The organism is Collinsella sp. AF16-8, from assembly GCF_003462695.1.
Lineage (GTDB): Bacteria > Actinomycetota > Coriobacteriia > Coriobacteriales > Coriobacteriaceae > Collinsella.
Genome location: NZ_QRXX01000009.1, coordinates 56151 through 80917 on the forward strand (window position 1 = coordinate 56151; position 24767 = coordinate 80917).

Annotated in this window: 22 protein-coding genes and 1 other RNA gene; 6 read left to right on the plus strand and 17 right to left on the minus strand. The window is 59.7% G+C overall.

Going from position 1 to position 24767, the window contains the following annotated elements:
* Positions 1-276 precede the first annotated feature (276 nt).
* The 5 genes from DWW73_RS08550 to glp form a co-directional block, all read right to left on the minus strand.
* A complete protein-coding gene (locus tag DWW73_RS08550; protein ID WP_117779333.1) occupies positions 277-1347 on the minus strand; it encodes a sulfate/molybdate ABC transporter ATP-binding protein in 1071 nt (356 codons plus the stop codon).
* A 3-nt stretch (positions 1348-1350) separates the two neighbouring features.
* Positions 1351-2793, minus strand: coding sequence for a molybdate ABC transporter permease subunit (gene modB / locus DWW73_RS08555; RefSeq protein WP_233509176.1), 1443 nt, complete (start codon positions 2791-2793; stop codon positions 1351-1353).
* Positions 2794-2861: 68 nt separating this feature from the next.
* Entirely contained in the window at positions 2862-3734 is an 873-nt protein-coding gene (gene modA, locus DWW73_RS08560) for a molybdate ABC transporter substrate-binding protein (RefSeq protein WP_117779335.1), read from the minus strand.
* A gap of 204 nt (positions 3735-3938) precedes the next feature.
* On the minus strand, positions 3939-4418 hold the full coding sequence (locus DWW73_RS08565; RefSeq protein WP_117779336.1) for a molybdenum cofactor biosynthesis protein B: 480 nt from the start codon (positions 4416-4418) through the stop codon (positions 3939-3941).
* A gap of 10 nt (positions 4419-4428) precedes the next feature.
* Positions 4429-5691 carry a gephyrin-like molybdotransferase Glp gene (glp, locus tag DWW73_RS08570; RefSeq protein WP_117779368.1) on the minus strand — a complete coding sequence of 421 codons (1263 nt, stop codon included), beginning with the start codon at positions 5689-5691 and terminating at the stop codon, positions 4429-4431.
* 211 nt (positions 5692-5902) lie between these two features.
* On the opposite strand from glp, the gene DWW73_RS08575 reads away from it, so the two are divergent.
* Complete coding sequence (locus tag DWW73_RS08575; RefSeq protein WP_199413503.1) at positions 5903-7324, plus strand: chloride channel protein; 1422 nt, start codon at positions 5903-5905, stop codon at positions 7322-7324.
* An 87-nt stretch (positions 7325-7411) separates the two neighbouring features.
* Positions 7412-8374: a diacylglycerol kinase family protein gene (locus tag DWW73_RS08580; RefSeq protein ID WP_117779337.1), complete on the plus strand. Its 963-nt coding sequence runs from the start codon at positions 7412-7414 to the stop codon at positions 8372-8374.
* A 21-nt stretch (positions 8375-8395) separates the two neighbouring features.
* Here DWW73_RS08580 and DWW73_RS08585 read toward each other — a convergent pair whose 3' ends face one another.
* From DWW73_RS08585 to DWW73_RS08600, 4 genes are all read right to left on the minus strand, one after another.
* Entirely contained in the window at positions 8396-8776 is a 381-nt protein-coding gene (locus tag DWW73_RS08585; protein ID WP_192919550.1) for a peptide chain release factor-like protein, read from the minus strand.
* An 83-nt stretch (positions 8777-8859) separates the two neighbouring features.
* On the minus strand, positions 8860-9438 hold the full coding sequence (locus tag DWW73_RS08590) for a xanthine phosphoribosyltransferase (RefSeq protein WP_117629416.1): 579 nt from the start codon (positions 9436-9438) through the stop codon (positions 8860-8862).
* A gap of 158 nt (positions 9439-9596) precedes the next feature.
* On the minus strand, positions 9597-10901 hold the full coding sequence (locus DWW73_RS08595; protein ID WP_117779338.1) for an MFS transporter: 1305 nt from the start codon (positions 10899-10901) through the stop codon (positions 9597-9599).
* A 141-nt stretch (positions 10902-11042) separates the two neighbouring features.
* Positions 11043-12326: an O-acetylhomoserine aminocarboxypropyltransferase/cysteine synthase family protein gene (locus tag DWW73_RS08600; protein ID WP_117635735.1), complete on the minus strand. Its 1284-nt coding sequence runs from the start codon at positions 12324-12326 to the stop codon at positions 11043-11045.
* Positions 12327-12556: 230 nt separating this feature from the next.
* On the opposite strand from DWW73_RS08600, the gene DWW73_RS08605 reads away from it, so the two are divergent.
* Positions 12557-13003: a C-GCAxxG-C-C family protein gene (locus DWW73_RS08605; protein WP_117779339.1), complete on the plus strand. Its 447-nt coding sequence runs from the start codon at positions 12557-12559 to the stop codon at positions 13001-13003.
* A gap of 67 nt (positions 13004-13070) precedes the next feature.
* Here DWW73_RS08605 and DWW73_RS08610 read toward each other — a convergent pair whose 3' ends face one another.
* The 3 genes from DWW73_RS08610 to rpsA form a co-directional block, all read right to left on the minus strand.
* Positions 13071-13709: a YigZ family protein gene (locus DWW73_RS08610; RefSeq protein WP_199413504.1), complete on the minus strand. Its 639-nt coding sequence runs from the start codon at positions 13707-13709 to the stop codon at positions 13071-13073.
* A gap of 272 nt (positions 13710-13981) precedes the next feature.
* Positions 13982-14343, minus strand: an RNA gene (gene rnpB / locus DWW73_RS08615) — RNase P RNA component class A.
* Positions 14344-14684: 341 nt separating this feature from the next.
* Positions 14685-15851: a 30S ribosomal protein S1 gene (gene rpsA, locus DWW73_RS08620; protein WP_022095232.1), complete on the minus strand. Its 1167-nt coding sequence runs from the start codon at positions 15849-15851 to the stop codon at positions 14685-14687.
* Between the two features lie 315 nt (positions 15852-16166).
* Between rpsA and DWW73_RS08625 the strand changes: the two genes are divergently transcribed.
* Positions 16167-16925, plus strand: a complete 759-nt coding sequence (locus tag DWW73_RS08625; protein ID WP_117779341.1) for an HAD family hydrolase — start codon at positions 16167-16169, stop codon at positions 16923-16925.
* Here the strand turns inward: DWW73_RS08625 and DWW73_RS08630 are convergent.
* Entirely contained in the window at positions 16922-18241 is a 1320-nt protein-coding gene (locus DWW73_RS08630) for a serine dehydratase subunit alpha family protein (RefSeq protein ID WP_117629410.1), read from the minus strand. The two genes, DWW73_RS08625 and DWW73_RS08630, sit on opposite strands and share 4 nt — an antisense overlap.
* A 270-nt stretch (positions 18242-18511) precedes the next feature.
* On the opposite strand from DWW73_RS08630, the gene rpiB reads away from it, so the two are divergent.
* On the plus strand, positions 18512-18979 hold the full coding sequence (rpiB, locus tag DWW73_RS08635; RefSeq protein WP_089571605.1) for a ribose 5-phosphate isomerase B: 468 nt from the start codon (positions 18512-18514) through the stop codon (positions 18977-18979).
* 183 nt (positions 18980-19162) lie between these two features.
* Here the strand turns inward: rpiB and ndk are convergent, their stop codons facing one another.
* From ndk to DWW73_RS08650, 4 genes are all read right to left on the minus strand, one after another.
* Complete coding sequence (ndk, locus tag DWW73_RS08640) at positions 19163-19567, minus strand: nucleoside-diphosphate kinase (RefSeq protein WP_055251725.1); 405 nt, start codon at positions 19565-19567, stop codon at positions 19163-19165.
* 384 nt (positions 19568-19951) lie between these two features.
* On the minus strand, positions 19952-21382 hold the full coding sequence (gene argH / locus DWW73_RS08645) for an argininosuccinate lyase (RefSeq protein ID WP_117779342.1): 1431 nt from the start codon (positions 21380-21382) through the stop codon (positions 19952-19954).
* Positions 21383-21500: 118 nt separating this feature from the next.
* Complete coding sequence (locus DWW73_RS10160; protein WP_156058436.1) at positions 21501-21671, minus strand: hypothetical protein; 171 nt, start codon at positions 21669-21671, stop codon at positions 21501-21503.
* Between the two features lie 233 nt (positions 21672-21904).
* Positions 21905-23131: an argininosuccinate synthase gene (locus DWW73_RS08650; RefSeq protein WP_035138001.1), complete on the minus strand. Its 1227-nt coding sequence runs from the start codon at positions 23129-23131 to the stop codon at positions 21905-21907.
* Between the two features lie 554 nt (positions 23132-23685).
* On the opposite strand from DWW73_RS08650, the gene DWW73_RS08655 reads away from it, so the two are divergent.
* On the plus strand, positions 23686-24513 hold the full coding sequence (locus DWW73_RS08655) for a Cof-type HAD-IIB family hydrolase (protein ID WP_117779343.1): 828 nt from the start codon (positions 23686-23688) through the stop codon (positions 24511-24513).
* Positions 24514-24767: the final 254 nt, after the last annotated feature.

The following is a 24767-nucleotide window of genomic DNA, read 5'->3' on the forward strand; positions in this document are numbered from 1 at the left end:
ACCTGCTCATATGCGACTCCGAGCCATATGCTGGGCGCGCGCGGCAACGCGGCGAATGTATGTCGTCTGCGGCATGTGCGCACCCTCCTTAACCAGTCGAGGTCAACTATATCAACGGTCATCGCCCCTGCGAACACCGTTGACATTCGTACGACAGCCTCGTGTGCCGTCGTTTAATAAATAATTATCTTGATTGATAAGAGTTTGTCATCCTTCATTCGGCGAACGGCAAGACAAAGCCGCCGAGGCTTATATCCCCGACGGCATTACCCGGCGCTATCGACAAACCAAGTGGATCTTACTCGCATCGAAGTGCATGCGCAGGGTCTCGTCGGCCTGCGGCAGCCCGTCGGCAGCTACGTTCACTTTGTTGACCTTCCACTGCAGGCGCGTCGGCGCATCGACACGTGGCACGTCCAACAGCACCAAGCGCTCAAAACGCGAATCGCTCACGCGAGCCACATGCAGGTCGTAGCTGTTACGACCCCGCTCTGCGCGGTTGTCCATATGGAAGTAGCTCGCACGAATACCGAGGTACGCCACGTTATCGGGAACCTCACGGCCCACGTTGAAGGTCATGCCCCAGTCGAGGGCCTCAACTTCCTCGTCGCCGATCTTACGCGCGCGGCTCGTATTCTTGCAGCCCGTCAGGCGCAGCGCAGCCAAGGTTTGCGGCCGGCGGACCACGTCCTCGACGGAGCCGATCTCCTCCACATGCCCGTTATGCATCACGCAAATGCGCTCGCACAGGCGGCATGCCTCGTCAATATCGTGGCTCACGTAGAGCACGGTACGGTTACAGACGTCGAACAGGTCGAGCATGTTCTGCTCAAGCGCGCTCTTGAGATACGCGTCGAGCGCGCTCATGGGCTCGTCGAACATAAAAATGCCCGGGTGTGCCGCCACCATGCGAGCAAGCGCCACACGCTGCTGCTGGCCGCCCGAGAGGCGCGCGGGATAACGGTCGGCAAAGTCGGCCAGTCCAAAGATACCCAAGTAGCGCTCGGCAAGTTGTCTGCGCGCTGCGGCGTCGCCTGCACCCTCAACGCCGGCACATACGTTATCGGCCACCGTCATGTTTGGAAACAGCTGATAGCTTTGAAACATCAGGGCGCATTTTCGCTCCTGGGGCGAAAGGTTGATGCCCGTCGCAGAGTCAAAAAAGGTCACGCCGTTGACGACGATCTTGCCCTCGTCGGGTGCCTCCACGCCGGCAATGCAGCGCAGCGTGCAGCTCTTGCCGCAACCCGAGGCGCCCAGCAGCGCCACACGCTCCTCGCCGGCATCGAGCTGAATGTCGAGGGTAAAGCCGGGATAGCGCTTTTTGATATCCAGGACAAGCGACATGGTCTATCGACCTCCCTTCGAGACGGCGTCATCGCGCATAAGCTCGGCCAGCGCCTCGCGATCGATACGCAAGGCATCGCCGCCCGCCGGGTCGAGCGAATCGCCCTGTCCGGCGAGATCTTTGGCCTGTTTGCGCTCTGCACGGGAGAGACCACGCTCGCGATACTTTTGCGAATGCGCCGTATACATGTTGATGAACAGAATGACCAGGAAGCTGAACGCAATTACGACCACGACCCAAAAGAGGGCCACCGACGTGTTGCCGCCCATCCACTCAAAGTAGATGGCGATGGGGATGGTCTGGGTAATGCCGGCGTAGTTGCCCGCAAAGAACAGGGTGCAGCCAAACTCGCCCATGGCACGCGCGAAGGCAAGCACCGCGCCGGCGGCAATCGAGGGCCAGCCAAGCGGCATCATAAGCTTGGTAAAGATGCGACGCTCGGACCATCCCAGGGTTCGCGCGGCATCGAGCATCTGCGTGTCAAGGCTCTCAAAGGCTCCGAGCGCCGTGCGGTAGACCAGCGGAAACGACACAACGACGGCCGAAATGACCGCCGCGGGCCAGGTAAAGACGATCGAGATGCCGTGCGCGATGAGCCACTGGCCCACCCCGGTCGAGCGGCCAAACAGCATGAGGAGCAGAAAGCCGCAGACCGTGGGCGGCAGCACCATAGGAATCGTAAAGACTGAATCGAGCAGGCCCTTGATGCGACTCGAGGTACCCATAGTCTTCCACGCGGCAAACAGGCCCAGCGCAAAGGCAATCACCAGGGCAAGGCCACTCGTTTTAATGGACACCCAAAACGGGCGATAGTCGATGTCGCCCAAAAAGGAAGCCAGAGAGGTCAAGGGGCCCTGCTCATCCCGCAATACGACAGACGATGCTTCTACCATTTGAGCGCTATCAAGCCAACGCGCGCCGCCCTTGGCATCACCCGAGGCCGATGCAATCACCACATAGCGGTCCCCATCCGCACCGCGCTCGTCAAAGCCATAGGTATACCCGCCGGCATCAAACGTTGTTTCCGCCGTAACATACCAAGGAAGATCAACGTCCCCTAGCTGCGCACCTCCCATGGAGTTTGCGCTGTCGAGCTCACAGACGAGGGCCTTGAGACCCGATACGCACTCGTTGTCCTGCGGATCCAATCCATACTTCTCGGCCGCCTTGGGCGATATCCACACCACAACGCGATCGGCAGCAGGCGCCACTACAAGGTCCACATCCTCGTCAACGGGAAACCGGTAGCCCTCGGGCTGGCCCTCCATAGCACGAGCGGTCCCCTTGGCCAACCGCTCAAAACCCTCGATCCCATAGGAAAGCCCATGAGCGGTCGCAGCAACCTGGGCCCCGTCCTCAGCGACCCCAGCAAACGCAAATCCCGGCACCCAGCAAAGCGCGAAGGTCAAAGCACAGGCGACAAGCATGCGGAATCTATTAAGCACGAAAAGCTCCAAGCGAATAGAAGGACGGAGTGAAACACAAAACGATGGAATTATCGCGCCAAGCCGCACTACGCGGAAAGCTCAAAGCCGTACTTAGCCCAAATCTTCTGAGCCTTCTTGTTGGTCAGACAGAAGTCGATAAACGCCTTGGCCTCGTCGGCGTGCTCGGAGCTCTCGGCAACGGCGCCCGGGTACACGATGGGCTTGTGCGAATCCTCGGGGCACACGAAGGCCTCCTCGATGCCGTCATAGCGGAAGATATCGGAGCTGTAGACAAAACCGGCCACGCAGTCGCCCGTAGAGACGTAAGACGCAGCGGTACCAACTTTGTCGGCCAGTGCGACCTTGTCGGCGATCTCGGGTGCGTACCCGCCGTCGTCACCCTCGGTACCGGTGTAGAGGCCCACAGAAGCCAGCGCCTGGTTGGCGTACTTGCCGGCAGGAACGGTCTTGGCGTCGCCGATGGCGATCTTGCCGTCCAGATTCGCGACGTCGGCGATGGCCTCGACCTTGGTGTCGGAGCCCTCGGCGCGAATGATCACGAGGTCGTTGACGAACATGTCCTCACGAGTGTCGGTGTCGACGAGCTCGGCGGCCTCGGCGTCGTCCATGGTGCCCTTGGAGGCGGTGATGAGCACGTCGACCGTGGCGCCAGCACGCATCTGCTCAACGAGGTCGCCAGAAGCCTTAAACTGCGTGTCGGCAAAGGCGGTGCCGGTCTGGTCGGTGTAGAGCTTCTGAACCTCGGGCAGAGCCTTCTCGAGCGAGTTGGCGGCAAAGACCTGCAGCTCGACAGCCTTCTTGGACGAAATCTTGGCGGAGCCGGCATCGGAACCGGTCGACTCAGGCTCCTTGTTTCCGGAGCAGCCGGCAAGGCCAAGGCCGGCAGCGGCGACAGCGGAGAGTGAGACGAATCCGCGGCGAGAAACCATATCGAACATGTTCAACCCTTTCGGACCTTGCGCCCGGGTACCCCACCGCGGGCTTTATTCTGTAATTAGATTATACTTCGATGCGAATAATGATTATGAGAAATTATTCTCGTCTGAGAATATAGTTTCAAGCATGCCTACAGAATGCCGTCCCCTTGGGCGCAAATAAAAGGCGGAGCAGCCGTTCAGGTCGCTCCGCCGCAGGTAAACCGCTTAGTTGGTATGTCCGCCGCCCGCTGTCATCTGAGCCGCATGCTCCAGCTGGTCCGCTATGGCCTCCCAGCTTTCGCGGGCGGCCTTCGTAGAACCGGGAAAGTTAACGACAAGTGTATGACCTCGTTGCATACAAATAGCGCGCGAGAGCATAGCGCGGCGCGTCTTGGTCATGGAGTACGCACGGATCGCCTCCGCAATACCCGGCACGTCGCGGTCGCAGACGGCACGCGTCGCCTCGGGCGTCACATCACGCATCGAAAGCCCCGTGCCGCCGCAGGTGAGCACGACATTGGCGTGGCACTCATCGGCGGCTTCCACAATGGCATCACCGATCTCGCTGACGTCGTCGCGCACGACCACATGCGAGGCGACCATCCAGCCCTGCGCCTCGATAAGTTCCTCGAGTGCGGCTCCAGCCTCGTCCTGGGCAAGATCGCGCGTATCCGAGCACGTCACGATCGATATCTTCAGCTCCATAGCATTCCTCCTACAACACGGCGCCCTCGGGCAGGTCGACGCGAACAACGTCCACGACATCGCCCACCTTGAGGTCGCACGGTCCTTCGTCAACACGCAACAGGCAGTTCGCACGCTGCATCGTTCCAAGCAGCGCCGAATTCTGCGTCTTAGCCTCGGTCACCAACAGCTCACCGGTCTCGGGGTCACGCAAAACCGTGGCGCGATCGAAGAAGCGGCGATGCTGTCGCTTTTTCACGCCGTGCGTGAGCGTCGCCTGCTGCACGGGACGCACGCCCTCGGCAAAGCCGCGCATCTTGCGAATCGCCGGGCGGGCAAGCATCTCAAAGCCTACATACGCCGCGGCCGGATTGCCTGAAAGTCCCAGGTAAGGCTTACCCCCAAGCAAGCCAAACGTGATGGCCTTGCCCGGACGCATCGAGATACGATCGAACAGCACCTCGCCCTCGCGCCGGACGAGCGCCGTCACGTAGTCGTAGTCGCCTGCCGAGGCGCCACCGCTCGTAATGACAAAATCGCACTCCAGCATGGCGCGATGCACCAGCTCGGCAATCGCCTGCTCATCATCGGGCGCAATGCCGTAGAACACGGGCTCGGCTCCTGCATCGAGCGCTTCGGCCATCAACGCCGACGAGTTGGAGTCGCGAATCTGCCCGCGCGCCGGCAGCTCACCCGGCGCGACCAGCTCCGTGCCCAGCGAGATAATGCCCACACGCGGCGCGGCATGCACCTTCACGCTCGCATACCCGGCGCTCGCCAACAAGCCGGCGCCCGCCGGAGCCACGACCTCGCCGGCGTGCATCACAACATCGCCGGCATGGGCCTCCTCGGCGGCAGAGCGAACGTTCTCCCCTACTTTGGCAGGCGCCGAGAACCTCATACGCGAACCCTCGTTGCCGTCACCGACGAGCACATCGACGATCTCATACTTCACCACGGCATCGGCACCTTCGGGTACCGGCGCGCCCGTCATGATGCGGACCGTCTCGCCCGCGCCGATTGTGCCCTCAAACACATGGCCCGCAGCCTCGTGTCCGATAACGTCGAGCGTCACCGGCGCCTCGCCAGATGCCTGCGCCAAGTCCGCCGAGCGCACGGCATATCCGTCCATAGCGCTGTTGGCAAACGGCGAGATGTCGATATCGGCCACCGCATCCTCTGCCAAGGGAAGACCGGCGGCCTGCCACACGGGAATCTCGACGACTTCGGTGCGATTCACGTGCGACAAGACGATCGCCTGCGCGTCCTCCAACGGAATGAGTTTCTCAGCCATATACACCTCTAGCATGCTGCGGCGCGCAACAAAAGCGCCGATTCTTTATGTTTCTCTCAGTATAATCCCTCGACGCGCGACCGCGACTTGGCCTGTACCCGCAAATACATCTGTCGGCCGCAAGCCGCGAAACAAAACCAAAACCAACCCACCGGCTCGTCGCGTTTACCGCGTTTTATAATGCTCGTGTTGCAACCCAAAAGAGGAACGTATGACTTTTACCGACAAACCCGAAAGCGCAAACGAAGCGCAGGATCATTCTCAGTCGCTCGACGACGGCGGCTTTTTCTCCCTGAACGACGTCATCATGGCCGGCAGGCATCAGCTCACCCGCTCCGAGCATCTCTTGGCCGCCGACACGCGCCGCAACGCCCGCAACCTACTCGCGAGCGCCAAGTTGCTCACACTCGTCGTCATCGTCTCGCTCGCCATGGGCGTTGCCGCCTGGGCGTTTTTGACCTCGCTGAATATCGCGACCGACTATCGCGAGCACCATGCATGGGTCTACGCCTTGCTTCCCGTTGTGGGCGTTGCCACCGCATGGGTGTACAAAAACCACGGCCTTGCCGCCAAACGCGGTAACAACCTGGTCATCGACTCCGCTCTGGGCACACGCCTCATCCATATGCGCATGGCCGTTCTCACCTTCGTCTGCTCCACGCTCACGCACCTAACAGGCGGGTCGGCCGGTCGCGAGGGAGCTGCGGTGCAGATTGGCGGCACCATCGCCAGCAACATCTCGAGCCTCGCCCACCTCAAAAAGCATGACCACCACGACCTCATGCTCGCCGGCATCTCGTCGGCCTTTGGCGCCGTATTCGGTTCGCCCCTTGCTGGAGCTTTCTTTGGCATGGAGATGTGCTTTATCGGCAAGATCGACTACACCGCGGGCATCTACTGCCTGGTCGCCTCGTTTACCGGCTACTTTACGTCGCTTGCCTTGGGAACCGAGTACGAGGCGAATGTCATCGCCAGCGTTCCCAACATGACACCACGGACGGTTGTCATCGTTGTTATCAGCGCCATTATCTTCGGCCTGACGGCACGCCTCTTTGCCTGGTCGGTTCGAACCGTCAAAAGCCTGTACGGTCGCTTTATCGCCAATTACCTCGTTCGCGCACTCATAGGCGCACTCGTGGTTTTGGCCGCCTATGCCCTCCTTGACGCCTGGGACTACGCCGGCCTTTCCACGTGGCTTTCCGGCGCCGGATTTGCAGGCAACACCACCCTGGCGGACGCAGCCATCAAGTTGGTCGTCACAGCGCTTACCCTGGGCGCGGGCTTCCAAGGCGGCGAGGTCACGCCCCTGTTTGGCATCGGTGCGGCACTCGGTGGCTGGATCGGTTGCCTTACCGGGCTTGACCCCAGTTTTCTGGCGGCTCTCGGCATGCTCGGCGTGTTCTGCGCCGGCCTCAACGTGCCCATCACCACCTGCATGATGGCCATCGACCTGTTCCACGGCACGGCCGCCGGCTTCTTCGTGATCGTGGCGTTTATCAGCTATCTCGCCGGCGGACACCGCGGCGTGTACCCCGCCCAGCGCATTGTCTCGCCTAAACGCCGTTCGCTTATTGTGGACGAGGGCGGCACGGTGGCAGAGGCTATCGAGCGCCACAACGACCTGATAGAGTAGACGTTAGTATTCGCCGTGCAGCCACAATCGGGAGCAATTCGACCCGAGCGCGACCGCACCGTCACGTCATACGCCGGGAGTCGCCCCATGCACGCAACTGATTTTGGTCGCACGCTCATCATCGCCAACCCAGCCGCCCAGTCGGGTGCGGCACGCGAAGTTGCCGAGCGCCTGCAACGCTTTTTGGACATGACTGCACGCGCATCCCAGTTTGACCTGGTGTTGACCGAGCGTATGGGACACGCCAAGGAGCTGGCCGCACAGGCACAGGGTTATCGCACCGTTATCGCCCTTGGCGGCGACGGCGTGATTCACGAGGTCGTCAACGGGCTTATGACGCAAAAGGAGGACGCCCGCCCCGCCCTTGCCGTCCTGCCCGTGGGCTCCGGCAACGATTTTGCCCAGACGCTCGGCATCGACGATTTCTCCGGCAAGGATTTTGGCGCGCTGCTCACCTGCGAGCTGCAGCGTCAGGACATCGGGCGCATTCGCTCGTGGAGCCCCGCGAGCGGCAGCGGCGAGGCTACCGTAGAGTACTACGACCAGACGCTTTCGGTCGGCATCGATGCCGCCATCGGCCTTGGCACCACCGAGCTGCGCAAAAAGACCGGCCTGACGGGCGCGCCGCTCTACACCCTCTCAGGACTTGAGCAGTTTGGCCTACGCTATCGCAACTACCCCATGACAGTCAGCTTTGACGGCGCGCCCGCCGAGCGCGTGAGGGCGGTCATCATGGCAATTCAGCTGGGCCCCACCTATGGCTCGGGCTATCGCATCTGCCCCGATGCCGACCCCTGCGACGGCATGCTCGACGTCTGCTACGCCTGCGGTCCCGTCCCTCGCGCGGTAGCCCTGCCAATGTTCCTTTCGGCCAAGGACGGCCACCATACCAAGTTGCCACCGATTCGCATGCGCCGCTGTCGCCATGCCGAGCTCACCTTTGAGGAGCCCGACTACCCCATCCAGGCCGACGGCGAGCCCGTTGTCGCCTCGCGCATTGAGGTCGACATCCTCGCCGGCGCCCTCCAGGTCTGGCACCCCACCCGCTAGCAAGACCAGCGAAACAATCGGCTACTCGTCGCTCCCCGGCTTGCGACGGTTGGCCTTTTTAATCGCGTTGAAGTGCTTGTCATTGAGCCTCCGCTGGCGCGAGCGCTGAGGCACCTTGGTCTTTACGCGTCGGCGCGGTGGACGCCCGCGACGCTCAAGCTCAGCGCGCAGCTTACGCAGGCAGCTACTACGGTTTTGGAACTGACTGCGGCTCTCGCGCGCCGTCACGGTAATTCCCGAAGGGATATGCTTCATGCGCACCGCCGAGTCCGTCGTGTTCACGCCCTGCCCGCCCGGACCCGTCGCGCGAAACACCTGCACCTCGCAATCGCGCGCCAACTCCTCGGCCGACATCTCGGCATAGCGCGCATACTCGCGCCATCCCATCTTGTTCTCATCCATATCAACACCTCCCCTCATACAAAAAATGTGACAAAGGGACAGTCCCTTTGTCACATCGCATACCAATCGCTTGTGTTGCGCGCTTAGGCGAAGGTGATCTCGCCGGTCTCGCAGTCCATATCGGCGATACGGGCCAGGCTCTCGACGCGAAAGCCGCGCTCGCGGAGCTTATCGCCGCCGCCCTGGAAGCCCTTCTCCACCGCAATGCCAATACCGGACACCTCGGCACCCGCAGCCTCGCAGATCTTGATAAGACCCTCGAGCGCGCAGCCGTTGGCCAAGAAGTCGTCGATGATCAGAACCTTGTCGCCCTCAGACAGGAAACGCTTGCCAACGATGACCGGGTACTCCTTCTGCTTGGTAAAGGAGTAGATGGTCGTGGCGTACTGCTCGCCGTCGAGGTTGATGGACTGTGCCTTCTTGGCAAAGACCACCGGCACGCCGCCAAAATGCTGAGCCGCGATGCAAGCCATACCAATGCCAGAAGCCTCGATCGTCAGGATCTTGTTGATCTCGACATCCTTGAACAGACGGGCCCACTCGGCGCCCATGTGGTCGAACAGCTCAACGTCGCATTGGTGGTTGAGGAAGGCATCAACCTTAAGGACGTTACCGGCCTTTACGATGCCGTCATGGCGAATACGATCCTCAAGCTCCTGCATGGCGCAACCCCTTCTCGCGGCAACGATACCGCGCGATTAATAAACGTTGTTCGATAGTCTACCACGGACCGACCCCCGCCCGTCCCACAAGCCGCATCGCACCACAAACCAGTTTTTTTGAGACGGCGCGAATACGTGGCAGGCAGCCTCCTAACACGCTAATGGCGGGCGCGCATCCTCACCAAACGCACCATGGCGAGCGCAAAACCCACAGCGGCCACAGCCATAAGCACGTAGAACACCGAGCGAAAACCGAATAGGAATACATCCGGACGGCCTGCAACGAAACTGGTCACGGCCTCGCCCATCGCCACGCTCATCTGCCCATACAGGATATTCGACGCCACCGTAATGCCCACTGCCATACCCGCATAGCGCGCCAGGCTACCCAGGCTGCCAGCAAAGCCGAGCGCTTCGCGCGGAGCCGAGCCCATGTACAGTGAGTTATTGGGGCTCTGAAAAATCGACGTTCCGCACGACATAAACGCGACACAGCACACGATCACAGGGATGGAAGAGTGCTCGTCGAGCGTACTTACCGCAAAGAGACCGCACACGTACACACCCAGGCCCACCGCCGTGGGGCCCTCGCAGCCAACGCGGTCCGAAACCGTACCCGAAAGCGGGCCGATAAAGGCATTCACCATCGGCAGCGCCAAAAAGAGTAGTCCAGAGATGTCGGAACCAAAGCCGTGAGCGTCCTGAAAATAGAACGGCAGGATAAACTCGGATGCGCCAATACCAACGAACACGATGAGCATGCAAGCAAGGTTGATGGTGAAGGCCGAATTTGCAAAGCAGCGACGAGCAGCCTCAATCAGGGACATGGGGCGCTCGCCGGCCTCCGGCTTAACATGCGGCAGCGTGGAGAGCCCCACGATAAACGAGATGACGCCAATGGGCAGGTTGATGAGGAAGATGCTCTCCCAGGGAAAGCTTGCCACCAGCACGCCACCCAGCACGGGGCCACACATCATGCCGAGGGCCACGAAAGTCGCGAGAATACCCATGGCACGACCGCGCTCGCGCGCCGGAAACGACTCGGTGATGATACCCATGTTGTTGGCCATGGCCGCTGCGCAGCCGACGCCCTGCACAATGCGTGCCAGAATAAGAACTTCGAGCGAACTCGAAAGGCCGCAAAGCAGCGAGCCGACCGTAAAGACGATGACGCCCAGCTGGAACACGCCCACCTTGCCGCGCACGTCACCCAGGCGGCCAAACGGCAGCATAGCCACGCACGTCGCAAGCAGGTACACCGAGCTCACCAGCTGAATGCGGTCGAGGCCCACGCCCAGCTCCTTTTGCATCACGGGCAACGCCACGGTCACGACGGTCGAATCCAGACACGACATAAACGTCATGATGAGCACGGTAAACAGAATCGCCCATTTGTTCTTGCCATGGGTGTCGCCCTCTAGGGCAATGTGCTCGCGGCGCAGCTGCTCTGCGGTTTTCTCCATATCCATCCTTTCGAGTGGCGCAATGCAAAAAACGGGACCCCGATCGCCTGCAAACAGTCGCGATTGGGGTCCCGCCTACGGAATCGGAACGAAAAGTCACCGAAGCTTTCTGCCAGCATCGGCACCTTGTACGGAGCTAGCCTAGCACTGCTCGAGCGCCTGCTCAAGGTCGGCAATCAGATCGGCCGTGTCCTCGAGGCCGCACGACAGGCGTACCATGTCGGCGGAAATGCCACAGGCGATGAGCTCCTCATCGTTCATCTGGCGGTGCGTGGCGTTAGCGGGATGCAGGCAGCAAGTGCGGGCGTCGGCCACATGCGTGGCGATCTGGGCGAGCTTGAGGCTCTTCATAAAGGTCTCGGCCGCCGCGCGACCACCGTTAAAGCCAAAGCTCACGACGCCGCATGTGCCGTTGGGCATGTACTTCTGAGCCAGGTCATAGTACTTATCGCCCTCCAGGCCCGGATAGCTCACGAAGCGCACCTTGGGATGACTCTGCAGGAACTTGGCAACGACCAGGCCGTTCTCACAATGACGCGGCATACGCACATGCAGGCTCTCGAGTGAGCTGTTCAAGAAGAACGCCGCCTGCGGGTTCTGCATGGGGCCAAGATCGCGCATGAGTTGCGCGGTGGCCTTGGTAATGAAGGCACCCTCGCGACCGAACTTCTCGGCATACGTCACGCCGTGGTAGCTCTCGTCGGGCGTGGTGAGACCCGGGAACTTGTCCGCATGGGCCATCCAGTCAAACTGGCCGTGGTCGACAATCACGCCACCCAGGTAGGCTGCATGGCCATCCATGTACTTGGTGGTGGAGTGCGTGACGATGTCGGCGCCCCACTCAAAGGGACGGCACATCACAGGCGTCGGGAAGGTGTTGTCGACCATCAGCGGCACGCCGTGGTCATGCGCGGCCTTGGCAAAACGCTCGATATCGAGCACGGCAAGGGCAGGGTTGGCGATCGTCTCGCCAAAGACGAGCTTGGTGTTGGGCTTAAAGGCGGCCTCGAGCTCCTCATCGGTGCAGTCGGGGGCAACAAAGGTGCAGGTGACGCCCATACGACCCATGGTGTGGGCGAGCAGGTTGTAGGTACCGCCGTAGATGGCAGAGCTTGCGACCACGTGATCGCCGGCACCGGCAACGTTAAAGATCGCGAGGAAGTTCGCAGCCATGCCCGAGCTCGTGAGCATCGCCGCGGTACCACCCTCCATCTCGCAGATCTTGGCAGCGACCAGATCGCACGTGGGGTTCTGCAGGCGGCTGTAGAAGTAGCCCGACTCCTCCAGGTCAAACAGCTTGCCCATGTGCTCGGACGTGTCGTACTTCCACGTGGTGGACTGGTAGATGGGCACCTGGCGCGGCTCCGCATCGCCCGGATGATAGCCGCCCTGAACACATGTAGTTCCGATGGTCTGCTCGCTCATATCCAACTCCCTTACTTGGGTTTTGTTTTTATTCGGTTCACGATACCGCTACCCCGCACCCCTCTCAACCCATCCCCAAGGTAGGTTATGTGACAAATGAATCAGAGGCATTCGTCTCAGCCTTAGGCATTTGTTCGATGGATATAAATGAGGCATACGTGAAGCTCTCAATGATTACATGCACGGGCAAGGGTACCATAGGCGGGTACACCGTAATCAAGGAGACACCGATGAAGCGAATCGATACAGCCCAGCTCGACATCACCGCCTGTCAGGCTCAGGCTGCCGAGTACCACGCCCGCGGCTTTAACTGCGCGCAGGCCGTCGCCTGCACGCTCGCGCCCGCCGTCGGGCTCGACCCCCAGGTCGCCTTTACCCTCACCGAGGGCTTTGGCGCCGGCATGGGCGGCATGACCGAAACCTGCGGCGCCATCTCGGGTGCCGTGGCCATCATGGGCTTTGTAATGAGTGACGGCATGGAGAACCCCAAGACCAAGGGCCAGACCTACAAGCTGTCGCGCGAAATCGCCAAGCGTTTTGGCGAGAAGAACACGACGACCGTCTGCGGCACGCTCAAGGGCATCGGATCGGACAAGGGTCCGCTCCGCAGCTGCCCCGGCTGCATCGACGATGCCGTCGAGATCGCCTGCGATGTGCTAAAGCAGCTCGCCGAGTAAACGGCAGCAACATAAAACGACGGCCGGCGCGCTTGGGATTCATCCAAATGCACGCCGGCCGTCGTCGTTAGAACTCAGCAAACACGGGAGCGCTGACCTCAATCTCCTCGCGCCCCGCCATAAGCTCGCGCATCTTAGCGCAAAACGGCTCTTGCTCCCCAGCTTTAAACACCAAGTGAAGTATCACAGCATCCGCGTAATCGGTATCCGAAACCTTGGCACCCGAATCCTGCGCCAAGCGAAGCACCTGCTCATACTGTGGATAGGCCACATGCACATCAACCGGCACGACGCTCGTCATCTCGACGATCCGCCCGGCCTCCTGAGCCGCGGCCACCGCCGCCTGCGTCGCCGCGGTATAGGCGCGCACCAAACCACCAGGCCCCAACAGCGTGCCACCAAAATAGCGCGTTACTACGCAGCAAACATTTTTGAGCCCCGCACCGCGCAGCACCTCGAGCGTCGGCATACCACTCGTGCGGCTCGGTTCACCATCATCGCTCTGGCGCTCGCGTCCATCGACCAAAATCCACGCGGGAACATTGTGTCGAGCGTCATAATGACGCTTGCGAACCATCTCAATAAAGGCATTCGCCTCATCCTCGGACTCAATATGGACCAGCTGGGCAATAAACCGGCTCTTGCGTTCCACAAACTCGCCCGAAGCCTCAATATTCGATTGCAGAGTAAAATAGCTGTCCAACAAAGCCCCTCAACAAACCAAAGCGCAGCAACAAACAGCCTCAATAATACGGCAAAGGCCGTACCGATAACCCCGGTAAAAAGAACGGCGACGCCGATGACCAGGCAAAGGCAGCGAAACGCTAAGAACGGAACCGCCAATGATTCCGTCAACGAAAGCGAGAACCCGTCAGCGTGAGCAAGGTGCCTTGAAAGGCGAGGGCATTGACCTTATGGTCATGCCCGAAGGCTTGAAAGACAGATTGCCGCGCTGACGGGTTCGCAGCGTCAACAAAGTTGCTAAGTGGGCCTATAAGCCGGGTTCTGTCGTGAACGGTCATTTATCTTGTCTGCACGTTACCGTGCAGCTCCACGCACGCTACCCGAACGCGGACCGGGCCGGCCCATGGCGTTCCTATTCGCGCTTGCTCCGGATGGGGCTTGCCAAGCCGCCGTGTTGCCACGACGCTGGTGGTCTCTTACACCACCGTTTCAGCTTTTCCCTTTACGCCTTGCGGCGCAGGTGGGAGTCTTCTTTTCTGCGGCGCTTTCCGTCGGATCACTCCGCCCGGCCGTTAGCCGGCATCCCGCCCTCTGGAGCCCGGACTTTCCTCACGCGTGCTGCAAGCAGCACATCGCGCGACCGTCTGGCCCACTCAGCTGTGCAAGAGTGTAGCACACCGTTGCCGCAGGCAACGGCACAACACAAGCGCTCGCACGATAAACCAAGAACCACCCATGCGCTACAATAATCACGTCGATGGGCAACGTCGTCAGTCGAGACGCGACCGCGCTCCGCACCCCTCCGTCTACTCGGTGCGTTCCCGCCTCCTCCCCGAGGCGGGATGTCGGCATTTTTTCATGCACCGAAAACCTAATAGCCTGTGGACAGCCCGGACAGCATTGCGCGCGGACGACATCGCGCACCTCAGCAGCAAATGCAAAAAGGGACCCGTCCATTACGGACGGATCCCTTAAAACAAGTGATCGTCAAACCGATTTACTCGGCGTCGGTCTCCTCGTCCTTCTTCTCGGAAGGCAGCGGGGTAACCTCGATCTCGACGCCCAGAGTCTCAGCAGCAGACTTCATGGACAGAGAGATACGACGACGGTCGAGGTCGATCTCCATGACCTTGACCTGAACCTTGTCGCCCACGTGAGTGACCTGAGAAGGCTGGTCGACGTGCTTGTTAGCCATCTCGGAGATGTGCACCAGACCCTCGATGCCCTCGCCCAGGTCGACGAAAGCGCCGAACGGGACAAGCTTGGTCACCGTGCCCTCGACGATAGCGCCGACGGGGTACTTCTTGACCAGTGCGCGCCACGGATCCTCGGTGGTCTGCTTGAGACCCAGGGAGATGCGCTCGCGGTTGAGATCGACGTCGAGAACCTCGACCTCAACCTCCTGGCCGACCTTGACAACCTCGGAAGGATGGTTGACGTGGTTCCAAGAGAGCTCGGAGATGTGGATGAGGCCGTCGATACCGCCGAGGTCGACGAAGGCGCCGAAGTCGACGATGGAGGAAACGGTGCCCTGGAGACGCATGCCAGACTTGAGCTTGGACAGGATCTCGGAGCGCTCGGCCTTACGGGACTCCTCGAGCACGACGCGACGGGAGAGGACGACGTTGTTGCGGTTGCGGTCCATCTCGATGACGCGGGCCTCGATGCGGGTGCCCATGTAGGAGGTGAGGTCCTTGACGCGACGGAGGTCGACGAGGGAAGCGGGCAGGAAGCCACGCAGGCCGATGTCGAGGATCAGGCCGCCCTTGACAACCTCGATAACCTCGCCCTCGACGTTCTCGCCGGAGTTGAACTTCTCCTCGATGCGGTTCCAAGCACGCTCGTACTCGGCACGCTTCTTGGACAGGACCAGACGACCGTCCTTGTCCTCCTTCTGGAGAACGAGGGCCTCGATGGGATCACCGAGTGCAACGATGTCTGCAGGGTTAGCGTCCTTGCGGATGGACAGCTCGCGGACCGGGATAACGCCCTCGGACTTAAATCCGATGTCAACGAGCACCTCGTCATGCTCGATCTTAACGACAGTGCCGTTAACGAGATCGCCCTCATCAAAGTCGGTAATCGTACCGTCGATGAGGTTGTTCATCTCCTCCTCGTTGACATCGTCAAGAGAGAAAATGGACGAGTTCTGAATCTCACTCAAAGGTGGACCCCTTTCGAACTACGGGGCCCCGATTGCTAGGACCTACAGAAGGGTGCGACAAGCACACAACGTTTAGGAACACTCGGGAGCCGACAGATACTGATGTGACGCTTATGCAATCACGTCCGTATAGATTACGGGGAAATCACTTCGATTTCAAGCGTGAACTGCGATTTTTTACTCGTATGGAGACTTTTTCGCAATCTTGTGAACGACTGTCTCCACAAGTTGACGATAAGCAGTGAAGCATACTGCTTTGGGGTAAAGTATCCCAGACATACGATTCTGGAACGATTTTTCGAGAAAGGTGCCCGCGTGCTCAAAGCAGTCGTTTTCGATATGGACGAGACGCTTCTTAGCATTAACCTCAATGCGTTCATCCTTCGCTATTTTAAGGATGTCTCATCGATGCTCGCGGATATCGGACGTCGCAGCCGCGGGGGCACGATGGCACGCCTCGGCACCATCCTGGTCGACCTCAACGCCAATCGCCGCAGCGGCACGGACAACCGCACCAATCTTGAGTTTTACCAAGAAGAGGTCAAGCGCCGATGCGGGATTTGCCTCTCCGATCCCCTCATCTACGAGGCGTTTACCTACTACGACCGCGAAGTTCTTCCGTACAAGAATGACGAACTCATCAACGCCCATGCCATGCCGGGCGCACACGCCGCGCTCCAGGCCGTACAGGACGCAGGGCTGCGCTGCGCGCTCTTTACCAACCCCAGCTTTCCGCAGGGGGCCATCGAGTGCCGCATGGGTTGGGGCGACCTGGCCGACGCCCCCTTTGAGCTCGTCACGCACATGGGAAACGCCACCCGCTGCAAGCCTGATGCCACCTACTATCTAGAGCAGCTTCAGGTGATGGGGCTCGAACCGCACGAGGTCCTTATGGTGGGCAACGATCCCAAACGCGACTTCCCTAGCCCCGCCTGCGGCATTCAGACTGCCTATGTAGGCCAGGGCAAGCCCAACCGAGTCACCTGGCGCGGAACCATGGAAGGCTTCGCCCGCGACTTTAACGCCGTAGTAGAAGCCTTCTACGAACACCAAGTAGCCGACGAACTGTCCTAGCACACTTGGGTTTTGCCGATCATGATGTTGAGGATCTCGACGTCGGTGTCCTTCATACCCACACGGCCCACGTAGCCCATGCTGGCAATCGTCTGCTCGACGGTATCCTGGATCAAACCCTCGCCGGCACGGAAGCCACGCCCCTGCATGGCCATGTCATGTCCCAGAATCGCCGCATCGACGGCAGCCGAAATCTTGGCGGCACAACTCGCCTTGGCGCCGTCGCACACGATGCCGCCCACGTTACCGAGCGTATTCGAGACCGTCGCGCCAATCTGCTCGCGCGTGCCACCGCACAGCCAGGTAATCGCAGCGCCGGCGCCGCACGCGGCGCAAATAGCACCGCAAAACGCCGAAAGCGCACCAATATAGCTCTTGATATGCACGGCGATAAGATCGGACAGCATCACGGCGCGCACCAGACGCTCGTGGTCGCAACGCAGGTACTCGGCATACTCCATGACGGGCAATGCGCAGGTAATGCCTTGATTGCCCGAGCCGCACACAATGGCGACCGGCAGCGCGCAACCGTTCATGCGGGCGTCGGACCCGGCGGCCGCACGGGCACGGGCACGGCAGGCGACGTCATCGGCACGAGCACCTAGCAGCGTACGACCCACCTCGGCGCCCCAAGCGTGCGCAAGGCCCTCGGCACTGATTGCGCCATTCAGCTCAATCTGACGCTCAACGGCAGCGCGGGCGCCCTCAATGTCACCGTCCTCGATAAAGTCGATGATGGAATCAATGGACATGGGCGTATCGGCGTTATCTGCCGCACGCTCGGCCACCACGCGCTCGGCGCAGGCGGCGCACTCCCCCGCCGACTTGCCGCATACCGGAATACCATCGAGCGTATGGCACGTGACATTAGTGTGGTGATCGGTAATCTCGACGACCGCGGTATGGCCCCCGGCCGTCGCAGTCACCTTGATGTAGAGGTTGGGCACACCCTCGACAAGCGACACATCGCAGTAGCCAGCGTCGGCGAGGAGCTCGGCCACACGAGCGCGGTCTTCATCGTTAACGCTCTCGAGCACCTCGAGCGCGCTCTTGGCGTCACCGCCCACGGCGCCCAGCACGGCCGCGGCCTCAATACCGTGCATACCGCCCGAGTTGGGCACGGTCACGCTCTTAACGTTCTTGATTATGTTACCCGAGCAGGCAACATCCATATGATCGGGTTCGCAACCGAGCGTCTGGCTCGCCAGCGCCGCTGCATAGGCAACGGCAATGGGCTCGGTGCAGCCGAGTGCACAGACAAGCTCGCGGTTCAAAACATCGCAAAACGCGGCATCACGGATGGAATCGGTAGGCATAGGTATCTCCTGCTTGCATAACGGGCTGGACTCTCAAAAAAGTTAGCTCCTTTATTTGATAACAATGCATCAAAAACCGCAACCACGGTTCCGGCGGACGGCGCTCAAGCACAAACTGGCGGCATTCATTCATGAAAAGCAGGTCTTGTTGCATGCTTAAGCGTTTGACCAAAAAACGCCCGAGCGTTTACACAAAAGTCGCGCTATCATGCAGTCGAACGCGGTAAAACCTTTAGCAATTCCGCCGCACGGACCAGAGAGGAACCACTCATGAAGATCGGTATCGGTAACGACCACGCCGCCGTCGAGCTCAAGAACATCATTTCCGAGCACCTGAAGGAGCGCGGCTGCGAGGTCGTGAACTATGGCACCGACACCTCCGAGAGCTTCGACTACCCCATCGCCGGTTACAAGGTGGGCAAGGCCGTGGCCAACGGTGACGTCGACCTGGGTATCTTGATCTGCGGTACCGGCGTCGGGATTAGCCTGGCTGCCAACAAGGTCGAGGGCGTACGCGCCGTCGTGTGCTCCGAGCCCTTCAGCGCCAAGCTCTCCCGTATGCACAATAACACCAACGTGCTGGCCTTTGGCGCCCGCGTCGTTGGCTCCGAGCTCGCTAAGATGATCGTCGACGAGTGGCTCGACGCCGAGTTCGAGGGCGGCCGCCACGAGCGTCGCGTCAACCTCCTCAACGAGATCGACCAGACCCGCGGTCTCAAGGTCGTCGACGAGGCCTAAAAACTTACAACGCCATACGCTAGCGACAGCCCCCGCCTGGAATGCACGCACATTCCAGGCGGGGGCTCTTTAGTAGATTTCTAGACATGTCCCAAAAATCTACTGGAATATAAAAGGACGCCGCGGATGGAGTTCCGCGGCGCCCAAGCCACACGCTAACAGCTTTAAGGAGTCAAAGCTGGTTTAGCCAAAGAAGCGCTTGATCTCGATCTCGGCGTTCTCCAGGCAGTCGGAGCCGTGGATCACGTTGGCGTTGACATCGACGGCGAAGTCGCCGCGGATGGTGCCAGGAGCAGCATCAAGCGGGTTGGTGGCGCCCATAAGGGTGCGCATCTTGGAGACAGCGGAAAGACCGGAAACAACCATCTTGACGACCGGACCGCTCGTCATAAAGTCGCAGAGACCGCCAAAGAAGGGCTTGTCGGCCAGATGGGCGTAGTGCTCCTCGACGGTAGCGCGCTCGAGCGTGGTCATCTCCATGCGCTCGATGACAAGGCCGCTACGCTCAATACGAGCAACGATCTCGCCGATCTTGCGATCGCGCACCGCGTCGGGCTTAATCATGATGAAGGTCTTCTCGATAGCCATAAGGTAGCCTTTCAAGTAGGTTCGCGCGTGCCCAAGTCCCATTCCGGCACCCGCCTGGACTGCATCGTAACAGAGTTTTAGCTGCAGTTAAACAAAAAGCTGTTTATTGAAACGCTGCAATTTATTAAAGCGCTCCATATGTGTCACTTCTGTTTCGAAGCCCGATTAGAGTACCATCCGACCGCTCATCAACCACATGGAACAGAGCGGGCGGTCGGTTGCCACCCGCGAACGTACCCCCTTCACAACCTGCCCAAAGGTCCTACAGAAGTTCTCGACAAGCCCCTCCCCCATAGCAGCAAAATAGGGGCGCCCGCATCAGCAGACGCCCGTAAAGCTAAAACGATTTATCAATAAATGGACAATACGTCTTCAGCCAAACCTCTACTTTGCCCCGTGACCCATCTCGACAACCTTGGTTAGCGATCCAAACACGCCTTCGTCGGCCACGAGCTGCGCCTCGGCACGCTGCAGCTGCACGGCAACGGCGGCAGGGGCGGTACCGCCCTCGGTCGTGCGCGCGGCGACAATCGACGGGATATCGAGCGCCTCGGTAATATCGCGCTCAAAGAGCGGGCTTGCCTCCTGGAACACCTCAAACGGCAGGTCCTCAAGATTGCAGCCGCGCTTCTCACACATCAGGACCAGGTGCCCCACCACGGCATGTGCCTCGCGGAACGGTAGACCGCGCTTTGCCAGGTAATCGGCAACATCGGTGGCGGCAAGGTGCCCCACGCCGCACTCGCGCGCCATGGCATCCTCGTTGACGGTCCAGGTCGAAATCATTCCGGCCATAACGGACAGGCACTGCATGAGCGTGTGAGCGGTATCGAGCGCGCCCTCCTTGTCCTCCTGCAAGTCCTTGTTATAAGCGAGCGGCAGGCCCTTCATGGTTACCAGCAGCTGCACCAGGTTGCCGTACACGCGACCGCTCTTACCGCGGATAAGCTCGGCAAAGTCGGGATTCTTCTTCTGCGGCATGATAGACGAGCCGGTGGAGTAGGAGTCTGAAAGCGTGATAAAGCCAAATTCGGAGCTCGACCACAGCACGATCTCCTCGGAAAGACGCGACAGGTGCATCGCCATGACGGATCCGGCGTAATGCAGATCGAGCAGGAAATCACGGTCGGAAACCGCATCGAGCGAGTTGGGAATCACGCCCGCAAAGCCAAGTTCGGCAGCCGTCATCTGGCGATCGAGCGGATAGCTCGTACCGGCAAGCGCGGCAGCACCCAGCGGGCAGTTGTCGGCGGCATCAAAGGCGGCCTTCAGGCGCGTAAAGTCGCGCGCGAACATCCAGGAATACGCCAGCAGATGATGCGAGAGCAGCACGGGCTGAGCGTGCTGCATATGCGTGTAGCCCGGAAGAATCACCTTGTCGTACTTCTTGGCCGCATCCACCAGCACATGGCGCAGCTCAAGATTGGCCACCATGAGCTCCTTGGCCAGCGCCTTGACGCCCAGGCGCGTATCGGTCGCCACCTGATCGTTGCGCGAACGCCCAGTATGCAAGCGCTTGCCAGCCTCGCCGATACGACGCGTCAGCTCGCTTTCGATGGACATATGAATGTCCTCGTCGTTGATATCAAAGGTGAAGTTGCCGGCATCGATATCCTGTTCGATTCCGGTCAGGCCCTCGGCAATCGCCTGCTCGTCCTCGGCGCTGATAATGCCCTGGGCCGCCAGCATCTTGGCATGTGCCTTAGATCCGGCGATATCCTGCTTATAGAGATGTTTGTCAACCGGCAACGACGCGCCAAACTCCTGCGTGACCTCGGCCACGCCTGCCTCAAAACGACCGCCCCAAAGAGCCATGGAACCGTCCCCTTTCATCAAATCCCAAAACAAGCGCCCAAAGCAATGCGCCCTGTCGCTAAAGCGATTTCTCAACCGCTAGTTTTGCATATTCCCCACCATGTGCGAGGCCATATAGCTAATTTGCAAAGAAGTGACGCGCCATGCACTTGGCGCCCAACGTCTCCCTCCGAATGTTGCCCTGCGAACCATCGATCCAGGCCTTTAGGCTCATAGGAACGTCCTCGACCTTTGCAGCATCGAACTCGGGCGCGAGGGCAAGTAAAGCATGCGCGATAGCATTGAACATAATGGATACTCCCCATATATATAGGCGCAGGGCCGTCAAATTGATAGGAGGAGCCCCGCCGGACAACCCCGGCGGGGCTCGGACTCAGCCGCAGACGCGGCATCATATATGCGGGCGGAACGTAGGGGCCACCGATGTTAAGAAGTGTCAGCAAGCATAACGAAAGGTAGGGACCCCATGCGCCCGTTATGTATCACGCGGATGGGCCGCGCGGATACCAAAGGAAGGAGGCGCTAGGCCTGGGCGGCAGCAGAGCTGGGGCCCTGGACCTTAGCCCACGTCTTGAGCGACAGCGTATCGATCTCGATAAAGCCGGCGCTGGCCTTCTCGTCAAACGTAGTGTCGCGGTCGTAGGTAGCCAGACCGTAGTCATACAGGCTAAACGGACTCTTGCGGCCGACGACATGGCAGTTGCCCTTAAAGAACTTCAGACGGACGGTGCCGGTCACGAACTTCTGGGTGTCGGCCATAAAGGCATCGAGCGCGTTTTTGAGCGGGCTGTACCACTGGCCGTTGTACACGGCGGTGGCCCAATCCTGCTCGAGCTTAATCTTGGTCTTGAGCAGGTCGCCCTCGACGCAGATGTCCTCGAGCGCCTTGTGGGCGGTGATGAGCGTCAGGGCGCCAGGAACCTCGTAGCACTCGCGACTCTTGAGGCCCACCAGACGATCCTCGACCAGGTCGAGACGGCCAAAGCCGTTGTCACCCGAAATCTTGTTGAGGGCGATGACGATCTCGGAGAGTTTCATCTTCTTGCCATCGACGGCGACGGGCTTGCCCGCCTCAAACTCAATCTCGGTGTAGGTCGGGGTGTCCGGCGTGTCCTCGGGGTTCTTGGTCATAACCCAGGCGTCGTCGAGCGGCTCGTTCCAGGGATCCTCCAGGTGACCGCACTCGATGGCGCGACCCCACAGGTTGTCGTCGATGGAATAGGGGTTGTCGTTGGCGCCCTCGGGAACCGGCACGTTGTGGGCGTGAGCATAGGCAACCTCATCGGGACGGCACTTCAGATCCCACTCGCGAACCGGGGCGATAACCTTAAGCTCGGGGTCGAGGGCCTTGACGGCAGCCTCAAAACGAACCTGGTCGTTACCCTTGCCGGTGCAGCCGTGGGCGACGTAGGTCGCGCCAAACTCGTGAGCGACCTCGACAAGCTTCTTGGCGAGCAGCGGGCGAGACAGCGCGGAGAGCAGCGGGTACTTGTTCTCGTACATGGAGTTTGCGGCGATGGCCTTAGTCAGGAACTCATCGGAGAACTCGTCGCGCAGGTCGAGCACCTGGCAATCGAGAACGCCCAGGTCAAGCGCCTTCTGCTTCTTGGCATCCAAGCCGGTCTCCTCCTGGCCCACGTTGCCGCAGACGCAAACGACATCGAGATTCTTCTCGTCCTGGAGCCACTTGACACATACGGATGTATCAAGACCACCGGAATATGCGAGAACGACTTTTTCCTTGCTCATGGCTGTTTCCTTTCGCCCTTGGTAGCTAGTTAGAACATCGGTCAGTTGCAAGTCATTTCGAGGTCAAAAAACCGTGCAATATCAGGTTAAATAGCAAAAAGCAGCACAGCATGCCCTAGAAACATGCGTTTATATCGTGCTAAAACCCAACGACCCCAAAATGACTCTGTTGGGGCAATTCGCCCCATGCGGACAGAGACGATTGTTATCGTCGTCGGGAAATTGCGCGCTGGCGTCGGATGGCATTATCTGCAGTGGTGATGATCTTTACGAACTGCATCTGCCTCTCCTTTCACCTATCGCCGGGCGCAATTCTAATATCGTAAACGGTACCTTTTCTTCGGTAAGCGGTTGTATTTCCGTCTCCGTTTTCGATGGTCGCTATATTACGCTAAAGTGCCCGCAGCACAAGCGACAAATTCAAATTTCTGAAAAGTTTTTTCATTACTTTGTGAAGCGTGGTGCAAATACGCTCCGTTCCTGCGACAATACGCTCAGTTACTGGTTGATGGTTATAACGTCTGAAACAATTTCGAAACGAAAGGCGCGCTTTTATGCAAACTTACGAATCGGACACCAATATCGGAAGCATTAAGATTCTCGCCGTCGACATGGACAAGACGCTGCTCACCGACAAGCGCGTGTTGCCGCAGGGTCTTGATGAGCGCCTGGACAAGCTCGCCGACGCAGGCATTGTATTCTGCCCCGCCAGCGGACGCCCCGCCCCCAAACTCGAGGAAATGTTCGAAAGCATTAAGAACCGCCTTGCTTTTTGTCCCGACAACGGAGCCTGCGTCATCTATCGCGGCAGCTATATCTATAAGAGCAACATCGATGTGGCGCTGTATCAGCAGGTGCTCGCCCGTGCCTCGGAGGACCCGCGTGCCGTTCCCGTCTTGTGCTGCTACGACGAGTTCTATGTGCTCGCCCGCGACCATCAGTACCACGACGAGATCAGCGTGTACTACAACACGATCAACTACGTCGATAGCTTTGAGGGCATTGACATCGAGTCTAACAAGATTTCGATCTTCTTCCCCGCCTACGATGCCGAGCCAGCGTTTCGCGAGGACTACAGCCCGGCATTCTCGGACCGACTCTATGTCACTAATGCTGGCCGCGAGTGGATCGACTTTATGAACCTGGGCGTCGACAAGGGGTCGGGCGTCGCGCACCTGTGCGACCACCTGGGCATCGATATCGCCGACGCCGCCGCCGTGGGCGACACCTACAACGATATTCCCATGCTCGAGCGCGTCGGGCATAGCTTTATCGTGGACAATGCCGAGGAGCACATGAACGCGCATGCCAAGTGGCGCATTCCGAGTAACAACGACGGGGGCGTACTGACGCTCATCGACGCCATCTTGGCGGCTCGGTAACGTTACTCGTCGGACCTGGCCGGGCGGCGCGGGTAAGTTTTTCGTTCGGTCAGGTCCTGGGCTCGCTCGGAAAGCACATTAAGTGCTTTCCGGCTCGTGCGGAATCTACGAAAAACTTACCCGCGCCGCCCGGTCAGGTCCTAGGTTTACTTGCTTGCCGCCTAGATGGTGTCTTGGCGTCTAGATACTTGGCTGAAATTTTGGAATGAAGGACGCTCCTTGTTGATGAGGGGCGTCCTTCTGTTTTTGGTTAC

Excerpts from the sequence above, each read along its gene's own strand:
- ndk (WP_055251725.1), bottom strand. The coding sequence starts at position 19,567 with ATGGCTATCGAGAAGACCTTCATCATGATTAAGCCCGACGCGGTGCGC.
- DWW73_RS08655 (WP_117779343.1), top strand. The coding sequence starts at position 23,686 with ATGCAAACTTACGAATCGGACACCAATATCGGAAGCATTAAGATTCTC.
- DWW73_RS08605 (WP_117779339.1), top strand. The coding sequence starts at position 12,557 with ATGAAGCGAATCGATACAGCCCAGCTCGACATCACCGCCTGTCAGGCT.
- argH (WP_117779342.1), bottom strand. The coding sequence starts at position 21,382 with ATGGCTCTTTGGGGCGGTCGTTTTGAGGCAGGCGTGGCCGAGGTCACG.
- DWW73_RS08550 (WP_117779333.1), bottom strand. The coding sequence starts at position 1,347 with ATGTCGCTTGTCCTGGATATCAAAAAGCGCTATCCCGGCTTTACCCTC.
- DWW73_RS08595 (WP_117779338.1), bottom strand. The coding sequence starts at position 10,901 with ATGGAGAAAACCGCAGAGCAGCTGCGCCGCGAGCACATTGCCCTAGAG.
- DWW73_RS10160 (WP_156058436.1), bottom strand. The coding sequence starts at position 21,671 with ATGTTCAATGCTATCGCGCATGCTTTACTTGCCCTCGCGCCCGAGTTC.
- rpiB (WP_089571605.1), top strand. The coding sequence starts at position 18,512 with ATGAAGATCGGTATCGGTAACGACCACGCCGCCGTCGAGCTCAAGAAC.
- DWW73_RS08575 (WP_199413503.1), top strand. The coding sequence starts at position 5,903 with ATGACTTTTACCGACAAACCCGAAAGCGCAAACGAAGCGCAGGATCAT.
- modA (WP_117779335.1), bottom strand. The coding sequence starts at position 3,734 with ATGTTCGATATGGTTTCTCGCCGCGGATTCGTCTCACTCTCCGCTGTC.
- DWW73_RS08650 (WP_035138001.1), bottom strand. The coding sequence starts at position 23,131 with ATGAGCAAGGAAAAAGTCGTTCTCGCATATTCCGGTGGTCTTGATACA.
- DWW73_RS08585 (WP_192919550.1), bottom strand. The coding sequence starts at position 8,776 with ATGGATGAGAACAAGATGGGATGGCGCGAGTATGCGCGCTATGCCGAG.
- DWW73_RS08630 (WP_117629410.1), bottom strand. The coding sequence starts at position 18,241 with ATGCCTACCGATTCCATCCGTGATGCCGCGTTTTGCGATGTTTTGAAC.
- DWW73_RS08580 (WP_117779337.1), top strand. The coding sequence starts at position 7,412 with ATGCACGCAACTGATTTTGGTCGCACGCTCATCATCGCCAACCCAGCC.
- DWW73_RS08565 (WP_117779336.1), bottom strand. The coding sequence starts at position 4,418 with ATGGAGCTGAAGATATCGATCGTGACGTGCTCGGATACGCGCGATCTT.
- glp (WP_117779368.1), bottom strand. The coding sequence starts at position 5,691 with ATGGCTGAGAAACTCATTCCGTTGGAGGACGCGCAGGCGATCGTCTTG.
- DWW73_RS08600 (WP_117635735.1), bottom strand. The coding sequence starts at position 12,326 with ATGAGCGAGCAGACCATCGGAACTACATGTGTTCAGGGCGGCTATCAT.
- DWW73_RS08590 (WP_117629416.1), bottom strand. The coding sequence starts at position 9,438 with ATGCAGGAGCTTGAGGATCGTATTCGCCATGACGGCATCGTAAAGGCC.